Genomic DNA, 14912 nt, shown 5'->3' with positions numbered 1-14912 from the left:
CCTCGCCGCCCCTGGTGGTGGCCTACGCCCTGGCCGGCAACGTCCAGCTCGACCTGACCCGCGAGCCGCTGGGCATCGACCATCACGGCAAGCCGGTCTTCCTCAAGGACCTCTGGCCCAGCCAGGCGGAGATCGCCGAGGCCGTGGAGCGGGTCAACACCGAGATGTTCCGCAAGGAGTACGCCGAGGTCTTCGACGGTGACGAGACCTGGAAGGCCATCGAGGTGCCGAAGAGCAAGGTCTACCAGTGGTCGACGGACTCCACCTACATCCAGCATCCGCCTTTCTTCGAGGGCATGGGTCGCACCCCCGAGGCCATCGAGGACGTCAAGGACGCCCGGGTCCTGGCCCTGCTGGGGGACTCGGTGACCACCGACCACATCTCCCCGGCCGGCGCCATCAAGCCGGACAGCCCCGCCGGGCGCTACCTGCAGGAGCGTGGCGTGAAGCCGGTGGACTTCAACTCCTACGGCTCACGGCGCGGCAACCACGAGGTGATGATGCGCGGCACCTTCGCCAACGTGCGCATCAAAAACGAGATGCTCGACGGCGTGGTCGGCGGCGAGACCCGCCACGTGCCGAGCGGCGAGCAGATGGCGATCTACGATGCCGCCATGCGCTACCAGCAGGAGGGGACCCCGCTGGTGGTGATCGCTGGCAAGGAGTACGGCACCGGCTCCAGCCGTGACTGGGCCGCCAAGGGCACCCGCCTGCTCGGCGTGCGCGCGGTGCTGGCCGAGTCCTACGAGCGCATCCACCGCTCCAACCTGATCGGCATGGGCGTGGTGCCGCTGCAGTTCCCCGAGGGCGAGAGCCGCAAGACCCTCGGCCTGACCGGCGACGAGACGGTCTCCATCGAGGGGCTCAGGGAGCTCACCCCGGGGGGCAAGGTCAAGGTGACCATCGCCTCCGACAAGGGCGAGAAGACGATCGAGGCGCTGTGCCGTATCGATACCGAAAACGAGCTGGAGTACTACCGCCACGGCGGCATCCTGCACTATGTGCTGCGCAAGATGATCGGCGAGGCCTGATCCGCACGACGGCCGTTTCCCTGGCGGGCGTTCCGCTCAAGTCACCCCGAACAGGGCGGCAAGGGAGTGCTGGTCGTTACTTCGTCTTTTCAAGCGAAGCGTGAAGAAAAGCCGGCCCCTCGGGGCTGGCTTTTCTTATGGCAGACACCTCTTATGGCAGACACCTCTTATGGCAGTCACCTGGAGCCTGGGCTTGGGTGAAAGCCACTGGGGCAAGGCCCTGCAGGTCAGTAGAGAGGGAGATGCAGTGAGGCGCAGCGGGGGGCCTTGGTATAGTGGTGAGCCACTATGGCCATCGGACGGCGACCATGCCTTTGCTCGATCTGCTATCACCGTTGCCTGCCGGGCTCAACCTGGGCCTGGTGGCGCTGTCGGTCCTGACCTCGATGATCTCGGCGAGTGCCGGCATCGGCGGCGGCACCCTCCTGATCAGCGCCATGGCGCAGGTGATGCCGGCCGCGGCCCTGATCCCGGTGCACGGCATGGTGCAGCTGGGCTCCAACGCCGGCCGCGCCGGCCTGACCTGGCGTCACATCGACCGCCGGGTGATCGCCGTCTTCCTGCCCGGGGTAGTAATCGGCGCCCTGCTGGCGGCCTGGCTGCTGGCGGGCCTGCCCGCGGGGGTGCTCGAGTTGACCATCGCCGGCTTCGTGCTGTTCTCCTGCTGGGGGCCAGCGCCGCCGGCCCGGGCCCTGGGGCGCACCGGCACCCTGCTGGCCGGCGCCGTGACCACCCTGCTGTCGAGCCTGGTCGGTGCCAGCGGTCCGCTGGTCGGCGCCTTCATCAAGCACGCCCAGCCCACCCGCATGGCGCGGGTGGCGACCTTTTCCGCCTGCATGACCCTGCAGCATCTCACCAAGGCCTTTGTGTTCGGGGTGGCAGGCTTCGTCTTCCACGAGTGGTTGGGCCTGATGTCGGCGATGATCGCCGCCGGGCTCGCCGGCACCTGGCTCGGCCTGCGCCTGCTCAAGCGGCTCACGGAGCGGCGCTTCGACGTGCTCTTTCGCTGGGCGCTGACGCTGCTCGCCCTGCGGCTGGTGTGGATGGGCGGCCAGCGCCTGCTGGGCGCGTGACGGGGTCAGGCGGTGAGGCGGGCTCGGCGTCGCTGTACGGCCTCCCAGGCCTTCTCGTGGAAGAAGTAGGCGACGGTGTTGGCGGCGGGTTCCAGCAGCGCGATCATGCCGCCGAGCACCCAGCTGCCGGTGATCAGGTAGGTCACGCCGAACGCCACGCAGAAGTGCACGACGGCGAAGGTGGCGGTCTTCTTCATGACGCGGGCTCCATGGTGTCAGGGACTGACCACCATCCTAGGTGGCGCGTCGTCATGCAGTAAGTCTATTCACCGAATGCTTTCGATAGCTTTTGACAATGGCGTGACGGCTGGCGCGCCGACGGTGGAAAAAGCGACTAGAAGAATCGGTGAAAAGTCTGACTTCCGCCCTGTACAGAGCGCGACGGCTAGCCATAATGTCTAGGTGTCACTGGAACTACCTCGAGGGAACGCATCATGGTGCCTAACACAACAACGATCCGGCGCCGCCTGGGGGTCGTCTTCACGCTGCTGGCCTGCCTGCTGCTGGTGTCTGGGACCGCCCAGGCCGGCAATCCTCGCTATGCCGGCATCGTCATCGACGCCGATACCCAGGAGATTCTCTACGCGGAGAACGCCGACCGGCTCCGCTACCCCGCCTCGCTGACCAAGATGATGACGCTCTACCTGATGTTCGAGGCCCTGGAGGAGGGGCGGCTGCGCCTGGATCAGCCGCTGCCGGTCTCCGCCTATGCGGCCTCGAAGCCCGCCTCCAAGCTCTACGTGAAGCCCGGCTCCACCATCCCGGTGGACACGGCCATCGATGCGCTGGTGATCAAGTCGGCGAACGACGTGGCCGTGGTGGTGGCCGAGGCCCTGGGCGGCAGCGATAGCCGCTTCGCGCAGATGATGACCGACAAGGCCCGCGAACTCGGCATGCAGGACACCGTCTTTCGCAACCCCAACGGCCTGCCCGATGCCGGCCAGGTCACCACTGCCCGGGACATGGCGGTGCTCTCGCGCCACCTGATGCGTGACTTCCCCCAGTACTACCCGCGCTTCTCGCGGACGCGCTTCACCTGGCGGGGCAAGACCATCACCGGCCACAACCGCCTGTTGACGAAGTATCCCGGCGCCGACGGCTTGAAGACCGGCTTCATCCGCGCCTCCGGCTTCAACGTCGCCACCTCGGCGGTGCGCGGCGAGCGCCGCCTGCTGACCGTGGTGATGGGCGGCTTCACCGCCGCCTCGCGGGACGCCCATACCGCCGACCTGCTGGATCGCGGCTTCCTGCGCGCGTCGCTGGCCGACGGCCGCGACTGGCTGGCCAGTGCCGACCTCACCGGCGGTCGCCTGATGCCCGGCGAGCCCCTGGCACCGGGACAGCCGATCGCCCGCGACCAGCGCCTGGCGAGCCTCGGCTCGGCGCCGCGCACGGCCGACCCGGTCGACCGCGAGTTCGCGGCCCCGGTCATGGCGTCGGCGCCGAGCGCGGTCGCGCCGGCGGTGACGGCGACGCGGATCGCCCGGGTGGAGCGTCCGGTCGCGGCCGAGGCGGCGCTGCCGGCGCAGGGCTCGGCCGAGGATCCCATTCGCGAGCTGATCGCCGATAACGGCACCGCCGCGCCGCGTCCCCTCGCCCAGGGCCGCTGGGGCGTGCAGGTCGGCGCCTTCAGCGATGCCGGCCACGCCCGCAGCCTGGCCGCCCGGGCCGCCGATCGCCTGGCCAACGAGCTGGCCCATGCCCGGGTCGCCGTGGGCAGCGCCGAATCGGCCGGTGTCTACCGCGCCCGGCTGGTCGACATGAACGAAGGACAGGCGCATACCGCCTGCCGTCGCCTGGTGGCCCAGGGCATGGAGTGCATGGTGGTGCAGGCCAGCCTCTGAGCTCTTGCCCCGTCACGCGCCACCGACTAGCCTGACCCCTCTGACACCCCGCCGGCCTTCGGGCCGGCGGGGTGCTCTTTTCGTCGCTGCCAGGGAGGGCCGTCGGCATGTCATCGACCTACACGTCATCCACCTTCAAGGGCATCGGCTTCATGTGCCTGGGGGTGTTCTGCCTGGCACTGGGCGATGCCATCACCAAGTGGCTGGGCGAGGTGCACTCGCCGCTGCAGATCATCTTCTTTCGCACCCTGGTGTCGCTGCCGCTGATCGCTCTGATCGCGCGCTTCAACGGCGGCCTGCGCACCCTCACCACCCGGCGCCCGGGGGTGCACCTGCTGCGCGGCCTGATCTTCAGCGGCACCATGATCTGCTTCATGTGGGGCCTCACCCTGCTGCCCCTGGCCGAGACCACGGCCATCGCCTTCGCCGCGCCGCTGTTCGTGACCGTGCTGTCGGTACCGCTGCTCGGCGAGCGGGTCGACGGACCGACCCTGGCCGCCACCCTGCTGGGCTTTCTCGGCGTGCTGGTGGTGATCCGCCCCGGGGGCGCGAGCTTCCAGCCCGGCGCCCTGGTGGTGGTCGGCGCGGCGGTCTTCTATGCCCTGACCATGCTCACCGCGCGGCGCTACGGCGATCGCGAGCACCTCTGGGCGATGGTCTTCTACACCACCCTGGTGCCGCTTCTGGTCTCGGCGACGACGCTGCCCTGGGTGTGGCAGACGCCGGCGCCGCTGCACTGGCCGGCCTTCCTGGTGGCGGGGGTGCTCGGGGTGGGCGCCATGACCGGCCTGACCCTGGCGTTTCGCTACGCGCCGGCGGCGCTGGTCGCGCCCTTCGACTACACGGCCCTGCTGTGGGCCGTGGGCCTCGGCTGGTGGTTCTGGGACGAGGTGCCGGACCTGTGGGTCTTCGTCGGCGGCAGCCTGATCATAGCCAGCGGCCTGGCGATCGCCTATCACGATCGGCGCACCACCCTGAAGCGCCGGCCCACCGCCTAAGGCCTCGCGGCTCGCCGGCGCCTTCCGCTTCCCGGCCGTGACCCGCCGCCCGCCCTTAAGCCTCTCGTAAGCTCGATGGTCGATGATGCGATCGTCCCCGGCCTCGCGGCCGGGGGCGCCGAGGCCGCCGCACCGGTGGCCGTTCGACACCGACTCTGGAGGTTCTGTCATGAAACGCACCCTGATCACCGGCATCCTCGTCTCCGGTCTGATGACGGTCAGCCTCTCGGCCCTGGCCGGGCCGACCTGCACCGACGCGCCCCAGGAGGAGTGGATGAGCGAGGCGGCGATGCAGCAGCGGATCGCCGACCTGGGCTACGAGGTCAAGGCGTTCAAGACCACCGACGGCAACTGCTACGAGATCTACGGCTGGGACGACCAGGAGCGCCGTGTCGAGATCTACTTCAACCCGGTCGACGGCAGCATCGTCAAGCAGGAGATCGACTGAGGGAGGCCGCGTCATGAGAGCCAAGACGAACGGCGGGCGGGTCCGCGTCTGGGATCCACTGGTGCGCCTCGTGCACTGGTCGCTGGTGGCAGGCGTCGCGGCCAATGCGTTTCTCACCGAGGAGGGCGAGTCCTGGCACCAGTGGATCGGCTACGGCGTGGTGGCGCTGATCGGCGTGAGGATCCTGTGGGGCTTCGTCGGCCCCTGGCCGGCCCGCTGGACGAGCTTCTGGCCGACGCCCCGTCGCCTGCGGGCGGCCCTGAGCCCGGCGAGGGCCGCCGCCGCGTCGGGCGCCGCGGCCCCGCCGTTCCCCGGGATCACCCATACCCCACCGGGGGCGGTGATGATGCTGACGCTGCTGGCCCTGCTGCTGGGGCTCGGCGCGACCGGGTACATGATGGAGGAGACCGACCGCTTCTGGGGCGTCGGCTGGGTCGAGGAGGCCCATGAGCTGATGAGCGATGCGATCCTCGTGCTGGTCCCCCTGCACGTCCTCGGCTCGCTCTGGGAGAGCCGCAAGCGCCGCGACAACCTCATCGCGGGCATGGTCCACGGCGACCGGCGCCTCCCCGAGACGCCGGGCTCGCGCTGACGCGCCCTGCCAGCCGGCCTCACCGCGACGGCGCCCCCGACCTGATGGCCGGGGGCGCCGTCGTGTGGGGCACGTGGTGAGTGTTTGGGGCGGGCTCAGCGGCGGGGGAAGGCGCGGGCGGCGGCCTCGGGGTCGGGCGTGCCGCAGATGGCGGAGATCACCGCCAGGCCGCCGGCGCCCGTCCGGTACACCGCCTCGGCGTGCTCGACCTTGAGCCCGCCGATGGCCACGCTCGGCAGCGGGCTCGCCGCCACCAGGGCGGCCAGGCCGTCGACGCCCAGCGGCTCGGCGTGGTCGTGCTTGCTGGGGGTGGCGAACACCGGGCCGAGCCCGAGGTAGTCCAGGACGCCCGGGTCGAGGCGGGCGAGCTGCTCGTGGGTCTGCACCGAGAGCCCGAGGATCGCCTGGGGTCCAAGCGCCGCGCGGGCCCGGGCCACGTCGCCGTCGTCCTGGCCGATGTGCAGGCCGTCGGCCCCCGCGGCGAGCGCCACCTCCAGCCGGTCGTTGATGATCAGCGGCACGCCGGTGCCTTCGAGCATCGCCTTGAGGCGGCGGGCCTGGTCGATCATCTCGGCGTCACTGGCGTGCTTGTCGCGCAGCTGCACCAGGGTCACGCCGCCGCGCACCGCGGCGGCGACGGTCTCCTCCAGGCCGTGGTCCGCGCAGAGGCCGGCGTCGGTGACGAGGTAGAGCGAGAGGTCAAGGGGCATCGGTCATCTCCAGGCGGGCTCGATCGGCGAGGGCCTCGTGGTCGAGGTGGTAGAGGGCGTCGAGGAAGGCGACCGCGAAGCTGCCGGGGCCGCGGGCCACCTCGCCGGCGAGCTCGCCGGCCACGGCGTAGCCGACGAGCGCCGCCGTCGTCGCCGCGAAGTGGTCGTCGGCGCCGGCGAGGAAGGCCGCCACCACGCCGGTCAGCGCGCAGCCCAGGGTGGTGACCTTGGGCATCAGCGGGTGTCCGCCGTGCACCCGGGCGAGGCGCCGGCCGTCGGTGACCAGGTCCACCTCACCGGTCACCGCCACCACGCCGCCGGTCTGCTCGGCTAGGCGGCGGGCGGCCGCGAGGGCCGCCTCGGCGGGGTCGGTGCTGTCCACGCCGCGGCCGCCGCCGGCGCCGCCCGCCAGGGCGATGATCTCCGAGGCGTTGCCGCGGATCACGTCCGGCGAGAGGGCCAGCAGCCGCGCGCCGGTCTCGCGGCGATAGCGCGTGGCGCCCACCGCCACCGGGTCCAGCACCCAGGGGCGCCCCGTCTCGCCGGCCGCCAGCGCCGCGGCCTCCATGGCCTCGACCCAGTGGGGCGAGAGGGTGCCGATGTTGATCGTCAGGGCGCCGGCCAGGGCGGTGAACTCGGCGGCCTCCTCGCGGGCGTGGACCATGGCCGGCGAGGCGCCGAGCGCCAGCAGCACGTTGGCCATGCTGTTCATGGCCACGTGGTTGGTGATGTTGTGGACCAGCGGGCGGGTCGCGCGCACCCGGGCCAGGTGCGCGGCGGGATCGATGTGGTGCATGGGGCCTCCCCGGCGGGGAGGTGCCGCGCGGCGGCGGCCGGCGCGGCACGACTCCCTACGCCGGCATTGTCCGGGTCAGGTTCCAAGGGTGCGTCTCAGCCGTGGCCAATCGCCGCGGCGCCCCGGTCGTCAGGCCCCACTATCCTTGTCGCCCCGGCGGCTGTAAAGACCGGGCGTCAGGCCAGCAGCTGAATGCCGACCAGTGTGATCAGGCTGGCCAGGGTCAGGCAGTAGAGGGTCTCCCGGGCCTCCTCCTGCTGGAGCAGGCCGGGCGACAGCAGCGCCAGCCCCGACGCCCCCAGGGCGACCAGTTCCAGGGGGATCGCCACCGGCTGCCAGCCGGCCAGCAGCGCGCCGAGGGCCAGCAGCAGCAGGCCCGCGACGACCAGGCCGCCGGCCTGTCGGACGTTGGCGGGCAGGGCATCCAGGGTGATCGTGCTCATGCGGTCGTCTCCTCGTCATGGTCGGGCCGCACACCGGCCCCGCACCCTTGACGCTACGGCGGGTGCCTTAACGACCGCTTAAGGGGAGATGACCGTCGCGTGACGCTCGCCGCTCAGGCGGCGCGCCGGGTCCTCGGCAGCGAGGCCGTGACGCGCAGCCCGCCGCCCGGGGCCTCGTCGAGTCGCAGGCCGCCGCGGTGGCGCTGCAGCAGGCGGTCGACGATGGAGAGCCCGAGGCCCGCCCCGGCGCCGGGGCCGCCACGATGGAAGCGCGCCAGCACCTGCTGGCGCTGCTCTGCCGGTATGCCCGGTCCCTGGTCCTCCACGGTGATCGTCACGGCGTCCTGCGCGGCGGTGAGCACGATGCGGATCAGGGCGTCCGCCGGCGAGTGCTGCAGGGCGTTGCCGACCAGATTCTGCAGCAGGGTGTCGACCGTGCCGGGTTCCACCTCGAGCCGCCAGTCCGCCGTCTCGTCGGCCTCCAGCTGCAGCTCCTGGCGACCCTCCACGGCCAGCGGCATCAGCTTGGCCAGCGCCTCCCGCGCCTCGGGCAGCAGCGCGATCTCCTGCACCTGGCCGTCGCCCTCCTGCTCGGGCTCGAGCCGGGCCAGGGTGAGCAGCTGCGAGACCATCCGCGTGGCCCGGGCCACGCCGCCGCGCAGCTTGTCGAGCGCCTCGCGGCGGTCCTCGGGGTCGTCGGCGGCCAGGGCGTTCTGGGCGTGGAGGTCGAGCACGGCCAGTGGCGTGCGCAGCTCGTGGGCGGCGTCGGCGATGAAGCGCTGCTCCCGGGCGCGCAGGGCGCGGATCCGCTCGAGCAGCCGGTTGAGGGCACCGGCGATGGTCTCAAGCTCCCGGGGCAGCCGCTGCATGACCAGCGGCTGCAGGTTCTGGGGATCGCGGCTGCGAATCTGCGCGGCCAGCTGCGACAGCGGCCGCAGGCCCCAGCCGATGGCCCACCACAGCAGCAGGCCCAGCACCGGCAGCCCCAGCAGGTCCGGCATCAGGGTGCGCAGGGCGATGGCGGTGACCAGCTCGCCGCGCACGTCCTCGCGCTCCGCCACCAGCACCCGCCGCGGGTTGCCCGGGGCGTCCAGGGCGAAGACCCGCCACTCGTAGTCATCGAGGCGCGCGCGACCGAAGCCGTTGCGCAGCGGCGTGAGCGGCGCCTCGGGGGCCTCGGCGGAGCGCAGCAGCAGGGTCTCGTCCCGCCAGGCCTGGAAGATCAGCTTGCTCTCGTAGGGGTGGCGCACCACCGGCCCCGGGGCCTCGTCGCCGCGCTGCAGCGCCGTGCCGATGCTGTCCAGCAGCGCCTGGCGCTGATCGTCGGGAAGCGGGGCGCCCACCAGCCCCTCCAGCAGCCGGGCGTTCTGGGCCAGCCTGGCGTCGAAGAGCTCCTCCACCTCGTGGGCGGCGTCGCGGTAGCTGGTCAGCCCGATCACCAGCATGCTCAGGGCGAAGACCAGCAGCACCACGCCGAGGGTGCGGCGGCGGATCGAGGTCATGAGGGCGTCTTGTCCATCACGTAGCCGATGCCGCGCACGGTGCGGATCAGCTCGGGGAAGAGCTTGCGGCGCAGGTGATGGACGTGCACCTCGATGGCGTTGCTCTCCACCTCCTCGTCCCAGCCGTAGACCAGCCGGGTCAGGGTGTCGCGGGTGAAGACCCGCCCCGGATGGCTGAGGAACTCCTGCAGCAGGGCGAACTCGCGCCGCGACAGCGCCACGGGCGTCTCCCGAAAGCTGACGCTGTGGGTGGCGGGGTCGAGGCGGATGCCGCGCGCCTCCAGCACGTGGCTGGCCTGCCCCTGGCTGCGACGCAGCAGGGCGCGCAGGCGCGCCTTGAGCTCGTCGACCTGGAAGGGCTTGATCAGGTAGTCGTCGGCGCCAGCGTCGAGGCCGGCGATACGGTCATCGATGCCGTCCCGGGCGGTCAGCACCAGCACCGGCACGCGGTTGCCCCGCCGTCGCACCGCCTCGAGCACCCGCATGCCGTCGAGCCCGGGCAGGCCCAGATCGAGGATCACGGCGTCGAAGGGCTCGTCGCCCTGCAGTGCCGCCAGGGCCTGGCGGCCATCGGCCAGCAGGTCCACGGCGTAGTGTTCGGGCTTGAGCGCCAGGCGGATGCCCGCGGCCAGGCTGGGGTCATCCTCCACCAGCAGTATGCGCATGTCCTGTCCTTGCAAGGGGCGTGTTCGGCGGTGTCGCTGTCGGGATAGTCGCCGCGCACGGGGCGGCTGTCGAGTCCCGGGGCGGCTCGCGGGTCACGGCGTCTCGCCTCTGGGCCCTGCGAGGAAGCGGCGGATGGTGGGCAGCTGGCGGCGCAGGGCCCGGTCGACCAGGCCCGGGGCGATGGCGTTGAGCCGGGCGAAGAGCCGCTCCGGGCCGCCCAGCTGGGTCTCCTCGCGCCCGGCCTCGATGGCCTGGCGGACCCGGCGGGCGACCGGCTGGGGGTTGTCCATGGCGTTGCCCAGCGCGCGGTTCATCGCCTCGACCTCCGGGGCGTTCATGGCGGTGCGGGTGGCCCGGGGGGCGACGTGCAGCACGTGGACCCGGGTGTCGGAGAGCTCCCGGCGCAGCGCCTCGGTGAAGCCCCGCAGGGCGAACTTGGTGGCGCAGTAGCCGACCTGGCCGGGATAGCCGAGGGTGCCGAAGGTCGAGCCCAGGTTGACCACCCAGCCGTGCTCGGCGGCGAGCAGCCGGGGCAGCAGCGCGCGGGTCAGCTGCAGGGTGCTGGTGAGGTTGAGGGTGACCAGCGCCTCGAGCTCGTCGTCGCTCGTGGCCTCGAAGAGCCCCGCCCGGTTCACCCCGGCGGCGTTGATCAGCATGGTGCAGCCCGCCTCGACGGCCGCCTCGACCAGCCGCCGGCGCTCCTCGCCGCGGGTCAGGTCGGCGGCGACGACCGTCACCCGCTCCGGGTGGCGCGCCGCCAGGGCGTCGAGGGCCTCCCGGCGGCGACCGGTGATCAGCAGCCGCGCGCCGGCGTTCGCCAGCTCGTCGACCAGGGCCTCGCCGATGCCGCCGCTCGCCCCGGTGAGCAGCACCGTCTGGGCGGCCCAGCCGCCCTCGGGCAGCGGGTTGGACCAGGGCTTTCTAGACCAGCGCATCGGTGAGCTCCCGGGTCGCGTCGCCGCCGGCGCACCGGGCGGTGACGCCGCGGAACATGGCGCCATAGAGGCGATAGACCATCTTCGCGGTGTCGATCACCGCCGCCAGGTCTCCGCCCTCGAGGCGGTTCATCAGGCCCTCGAAGAAGGCCAGGTGGCCGATGTCGAGGCTGCCGTGGGAGGTCAGGTAGCGCACTGCCTCGTCCGGCAGGCCGAGGCTCGCCTGGAGCCCCTCGGCGGCCCGGGTGGCGATCGCCGTGCTGGTGCCCTCGAGCACCTGCACCATGCCGAAGAAGCCCACCGGGTTGCCGTGGGCGATGACGTCCCGCACGTGGGAGACCATCAGCGTCGTGGCCGGCGCGGGCGGGGCGGCGGCCGCCGCCTCGGCATCACCGCCGGCGGCGCGGATGTCGTCGAGGATCCACTGCTCGTGGCCGTGCTCCTCCTCGATGTACTCCACCAGGGCGCTGCGCAGCCAGCCTAGGCGCTCGGGCAGGCGTGCCCCGCAGGCCATCATCAGCGGTACCGTGAAGCGCACGTGGTGGTAGGCCTGGCCGAGAAAGGCCAGGTACTCCTCGCGGCTCACCTCGCCAGTCAGGGCGCGGGTCAGCAGCGGGGCGGCCAGCAGCCAGTCGCGCTCGGCGCGGGTGGCGTCCTGCAGGTGCTGGTAGGCGGTCATGGCGTTGCTCCTTGTGGGAATGGACGGGTCGGAGGTGGGCCGCGGCGGCGCCTCGGTGGGGCGCAGGAGCCAGTCGCGGTAGGCGGCGTGGAGGACGTCGCGGCGCAGGCGGCCGTTGGCCGTCAGCTGGTGGTTGTCGGGGGTGAAGGGCAGGCAGCGGCGCCACTCGCCGACTCGGGCATAGTCGGGCAGCTCGGCATTGGCGCAGGCGATCGCCGTCTCCAGGGCGCGGTCGTCGAGCGCGGGGTCGGCGGGCACGATCAGCGCCCGGTTGTGCGCCAGCGCCTCGCCGTGGACCAGCGCCTGGGCGATGGCCGGCTGCGCGCAGAGTTCGCCCTCCACCCACTGGGGATCGACGTTGCGGCCGTAGGCGGTGATGAAGACGTCGCGGCGGCGGCCGTCGAGCACCAGGTGCTCACCCTGCCAGTGGCCGAGATCGCCGCTTGGGTGCCAATCGGCCAGCGGCGGCTCGCCCAGGTAGCCGAGCATGGTGGCGCCGCCCACCCAGACCTCGCCGTCGGCGGCGACGCGGATCCGGGCATGAGGCAGCGGGCGGCCTACGCCGCGGGCGGGCTCGCCGGGGCGGTTGAGGCAGACCACCGAGGCGGCCTCCGAGAGGCCGTAGCCCTCGACGACCGGCCAGCCGCCGTCGCGGGCCCTGTCGAGCAGCGACGCGGCGACCGGCGCCCCGCCCACCGCGACCACGCGCAGCCCGGCGGGGGCCTGCGGTGAATGCTCGACCAGCGCCTGCAGCAGCTGGGGCACCAGGATCAGGCTGTGGGGGCGAAAGGCCGCGAGGGCCGCGAGGGCGCGGTGGGGATCGAAGCCGCTGCCACCGGTCCAGCCCAGCTCGGCGGTCCCGGGCAGGGCGGCGGTGGCGCCCAGCCACAGCGGCACGTAGAGGCCGCCGATGTTCTCCAGCAGGGTGGCCAGGGGCAGCATGGCGAGGTGGCGCCGCAGGCCGAGCGGCGCCATCGCTTCGGCGAGGCTCTCGGCGACACGCAGCGGCGCCGCGCGGTCGAGGCACACCCCCTTGGGCTCGCCGCTGGTGCCGGAGGTGAAGGTGATCATGCCGGTGCCTTCATGCAGCGCGGGCGCTGAGGCCACCCGCCGGCGGACGATGGCCGGGTCGGGGCCTGCCGAGAAGCCGAGCGCCGTGGCGCCGGGGCCGATCCAGGCGTCCAGGCCGGCCCGCGCCACCAGGTGGCGGCGCTGGGCCGCGCTGAAGAAGGCGGGGACCGGCACGTCGACGCGGTCCGCGGCCAGCAGGGCGAGGTGCCAGAGTGCCCAGTCGAGGCCGTTGTCCAGCGCCAGCCCGACTCGCCGGGCGCCCTGGGCGTCGAGGCGGGCGCGGCGCGCGGCGATCTCGCAGGGCAGCGCGCCGTAGGCGATGCGTCGCCGGCCGTCGTCCAGGGCCGGGGTGTCGGGACTCGCCTCGGCGTGGTGCGCCAGGCGCGCGAACAGGGCCTCAGTGCCGCGGCGCATGGTCGACCTCCCCGGGTCGCGCCGGGCCCAGCAGTCCGCGCTCGGTGAGCGTGACGTGGGCCCGGCGCAGGTCGCCGGCCATCACCCGCGGCCGGTGATCGTAGTAGCGGCCCCAGCCCGCCTGCGCCTCGCCCAGCCGCGTCGGGTCGGCGACGCAGAGCGGCTCGAGTGCGATGCCCAGCCGGCGGATGCCGTTGGTCACCGTGGGCGTCGCGGTGAACACCACCCATTCGAGGCCGTCGGCGACCAGCTGATCGATCAGCGGCACGAAGAGGCGGCGCTGCAGGCCGCGGCGCAGGCTCGCCAGGTTGCCGATCTCGGCGATGGCGTCGCGGCCGACGGGGTGGCCGAGGTGACGGGAGAGGAACGCCTCGACGGGCGCGTCCAGGTAGTGCTCCTGGAAGAGCGGCCCGTCGCCGGCGCGGCCCGCGCCGACCGCCGCCAGGGGCGCGTCGCCCTGCCAGAGCCCGAAGAGGCGCGGCAGGAAGTGGTGGATGCGGGCGCCGTGCTCGGCGGCGAAGCAGCGGCGCACCAGCCGCTCCAGGCGGCGGCGCTCGTACCAGTGGCGGCCCTCTCGCCAGGCGAACGGGGCGGCCGCGGCTCTCGCTGGCTCCCTGTCACGCGGGGCCGTCGGCGCGCCGTGGCCGGAAGCAAGGGTAAGAACGGGATCGGGGATCGACATCGGGGCGTCTCCATGACGTGTCCCCGATACTGTGGGTGGGTCAACTTAACGAGGGCTTAAGGCGCGCGAGCCAGTGCTCATCAGAGGACGAGGCTCAGGGCGCGGGGGCGGCGGCGCCCAGGAAGCGCTCCTGCCAGTAGTCCAGGGCCAGGGCGGTAGTGGTGACGTGGCGACCGCGTCCCGGCGCGTGGATCATCTCGCCGTCGCCCAGGTAGATGCCGACGTGGCTCGGCCGGCGGCCGCCGGCGGTGGCGAAGAAGAGCAGGTCGCCGGGGCGCGCCTCGGCGACTCGCGGCAGGGCCTCGAACTGCGCCCGGGTGGTGCGCGGCACTCGGATGCCGGCGCGGGCGTAGGCGCGCTGCACCAGGCCCGAGCAGTCCAGGCCGCGCTCGCCGGTGCCGCCGTAGCGGTAGGGGATGCCGAGGGAGCGCCTGGCCTCGGCGAGGATCAGCGCGCGATCGATGGAGAGCGCGCCCGCCTCGTCGCGGGTGGCGAGCTCACGGCCCGCGCAGCCCGTCAGCACCCAGGCGATCAGCAGGGCGATCGCCAGCCGGATCGCGCCGTCCGTGGCGGATCGACGGGCAGGCATCAGCGAAAGGCGATGCGCGTGCCGCTGGCCAGCATCTCGTCTGGCGAGAGGGCGTGGCCCGGCACGCCGATCATCTCGTCGCCGCACTGGTCGCCCCAGGTGAGCACGCCGTGGGTCAGCCCGATGCCGCCGAGCAGGTCGCGAATCTCGCCGGTGCCGAGGAAGGTGCGCGTCTTGCCGTTGGCGTCGGAGAGCTCCGAGACGTCGTTGGCGTGATGGAAGCGCACGGTGTAGATGCCGTCCATCGACTCGACCTCGACGATGGGCGTCAGGCCGTGGGCGACGGCGTTGGCGATTTCCTTGAGGGTGACGTGGTCACCCAGCTGGTAGGCCGCGATGGACATGGGGTGGTGCCTCTTTCGTTGTCGGGAGTTGTACAACTAGTGTAGAAGGTTGCCGGGCCACATCAAGAGCGCTCGCGTCTTTATGGCGAGCCGCA

The 14912-nt window shown here is 72.5% G+C and carries 16 protein-coding genes, 1 pseudogene and 1 riboswitch; of the genes and pseudogenes, 6 read left to right on the top strand and 11 right to left on the bottom strand.

Features of this window, described 5'->3' with window-relative positions:
- Positions 1 to 1031, top strand: a pseudogene (locus C9F13_RS16505) (aconitate hydratase); the annotation flags it as partial.
- 308 nt (positions 1032 to 1339) lie between these two features.
- On the top strand, positions 1340 to 2104 hold the full coding sequence (locus C9F13_RS16500) for a sulfite exporter TauE/SafE family protein (protein WP_108447349.1): 765 nt from the start codon (positions 1340 to 1342) through the stop codon (positions 2102 to 2104).
- A 5-nt stretch (positions 2105 to 2109) separates the two neighbouring features.
- Here C9F13_RS16500 and C9F13_RS16495 read toward each other — a convergent pair whose 3' ends face one another.
- Positions 2110 to 2301 (bottom strand): DUF2061 domain-containing protein, encoded by a 192-nt coding sequence (locus tag C9F13_RS16495; RefSeq protein ID WP_108447338.1) that lies wholly within the window; start codon positions 2299 to 2301, stop codon positions 2110 to 2112.
- Between the two features lie 237 nt (positions 2302 to 2538).
- Between C9F13_RS16495 and C9F13_RS16490 the strand changes: the two genes are divergently transcribed.
- The 4 genes from C9F13_RS16490 (at position 2539) to C9F13_RS16475 (ending at position 5986) form a co-directional block, all read left to right on the top strand.
- On the top strand, positions 2539 to 3948 hold the full coding sequence (locus C9F13_RS16490; RefSeq protein WP_108447337.1) for a D-alanyl-D-alanine carboxypeptidase family protein: 1410 nt from the start codon (positions 2539 to 2541) through the stop codon (positions 3946 to 3948).
- Positions 3949 to 4055: 107 nt separating this feature from the next.
- Complete coding sequence (locus tag C9F13_RS16485; RefSeq protein ID WP_245888818.1) at positions 4056 to 4946, top strand: DMT family transporter; 891 nt, start codon at positions 4056 to 4058, stop codon at positions 4944 to 4946.
- Positions 4947 to 5115: 169 nt separating this feature from the next.
- Entirely contained in the window at positions 5116 to 5394 is a 279-nt protein-coding gene (locus tag C9F13_RS16480; protein WP_108447336.1) for a PepSY domain-containing protein, read from the top strand.
- Positions 5395 to 5407: 13 nt separating this feature from the next.
- Complete coding sequence (locus C9F13_RS16475; RefSeq protein WP_108447335.1) at positions 5408 to 5986, top strand: cytochrome b/b6 domain-containing protein; 579 nt, start codon at positions 5408 to 5410, stop codon at positions 5984 to 5986.
- A 95-nt stretch (positions 5987 to 6081) separates the two neighbouring features.
- On the opposite strand, the gene thiE is transcribed toward C9F13_RS16475, so the two are convergent.
- From thiE to C9F13_RS16425, 10 genes are all read right to left on the bottom strand, one after another.
- On the bottom strand, positions 6082 to 6696 hold the full coding sequence (gene thiE / locus C9F13_RS16470; RefSeq protein WP_108447334.1) for a thiamine phosphate synthase: 615 nt from the start codon (positions 6694 to 6696) through the stop codon (positions 6082 to 6084).
- Positions 6686 to 7492: a hydroxyethylthiazole kinase gene (gene thiM / locus C9F13_RS16465; protein ID WP_108447333.1), complete on the bottom strand. Its 807-nt coding sequence runs from the start codon at positions 7490 to 7492 to the stop codon at positions 6686 to 6688. The genes thiE and thiM overlap by 11 nt, the downstream gene beginning before the upstream one ends.
- 35 nt (positions 7493 to 7527) lie before the next feature.
- A riboswitch (TPP riboswitch) is annotated at positions 7528 to 7627 on the bottom strand.
- A 41-nt stretch (positions 7628 to 7668) separates the two neighbouring features.
- Positions 7669 to 7935: a hypothetical protein gene (locus C9F13_RS16460; RefSeq protein ID WP_108447332.1), complete on the bottom strand. Its 267-nt coding sequence runs from the start codon at positions 7933 to 7935 to the stop codon at positions 7669 to 7671.
- 113 nt (positions 7936 to 8048) lie between these two features.
- Complete coding sequence (locus C9F13_RS16455; protein ID WP_108447331.1) at positions 8049 to 9437, bottom strand: ATP-binding protein; 1389 nt, start codon at positions 9435 to 9437, stop codon at positions 8049 to 8051.
- Positions 9434 to 10102, bottom strand: coding sequence for a response regulator (locus C9F13_RS16450; RefSeq protein WP_108447330.1), 669 nt, complete (start codon positions 10100 to 10102; stop codon positions 9434 to 9436). Before C9F13_RS16450 ends, C9F13_RS16455 begins: the two co-directional genes overlap by 4 nt.
- A 93-nt stretch (positions 10103 to 10195) precedes the next feature.
- Positions 10196 to 11038: an SDR family oxidoreductase gene (locus tag C9F13_RS16445; RefSeq protein WP_108447329.1), complete on the bottom strand. Its 843-nt coding sequence runs from the start codon at positions 11036 to 11038 to the stop codon at positions 10196 to 10198.
- Positions 11025 to 13202, bottom strand: coding sequence for an AMP-binding protein (locus tag C9F13_RS17845; protein ID WP_108447328.1), 2178 nt, complete (start codon positions 13200 to 13202; stop codon positions 11025 to 11027). The genes C9F13_RS16445 and C9F13_RS17845 overlap by 14 nt, the downstream gene beginning before the upstream one ends.
- Positions 13186 to 13884: a thermostable hemolysin gene (locus C9F13_RS16435; RefSeq protein WP_108447327.1), complete on the bottom strand. Its 699-nt coding sequence runs from the start codon at positions 13882 to 13884 to the stop codon at positions 13186 to 13188. The genes C9F13_RS17845 and C9F13_RS16435 overlap by 17 nt, the downstream gene beginning before the upstream one ends.
- Positions 13885 to 13978: 94 nt before the next feature.
- Positions 13979 to 14473, bottom strand: a complete 495-nt coding sequence (locus C9F13_RS16430; RefSeq protein ID WP_108447326.1) for a C40 family peptidase — start codon at positions 14471 to 14473, stop codon at positions 13979 to 13981.
- Entirely contained in the window at positions 14473 to 14817 is a 345-nt protein-coding gene (locus C9F13_RS16425; protein WP_108447325.1) for a hypothetical protein, read from the bottom strand. The genes C9F13_RS16430 and C9F13_RS16425 overlap by 1 nt, the downstream gene beginning before the upstream one ends.
- Between the last annotated feature and the right edge of the window lie 95 nt (positions 14818 to 14912).

This window comes from Halomonas denitrificans (genome assembly GCF_003056305.1).
Classification (GTDB): domain Bacteria; phylum Pseudomonadota; class Gammaproteobacteria; order Pseudomonadales; family Halomonadaceae; genus Halomonas; species Halomonas denitrificans.
The sequence above is the reverse complement of the archived record's forward strand: the minus strand, read 5'-3'. Positions and strand labels throughout refer to the sequence as shown.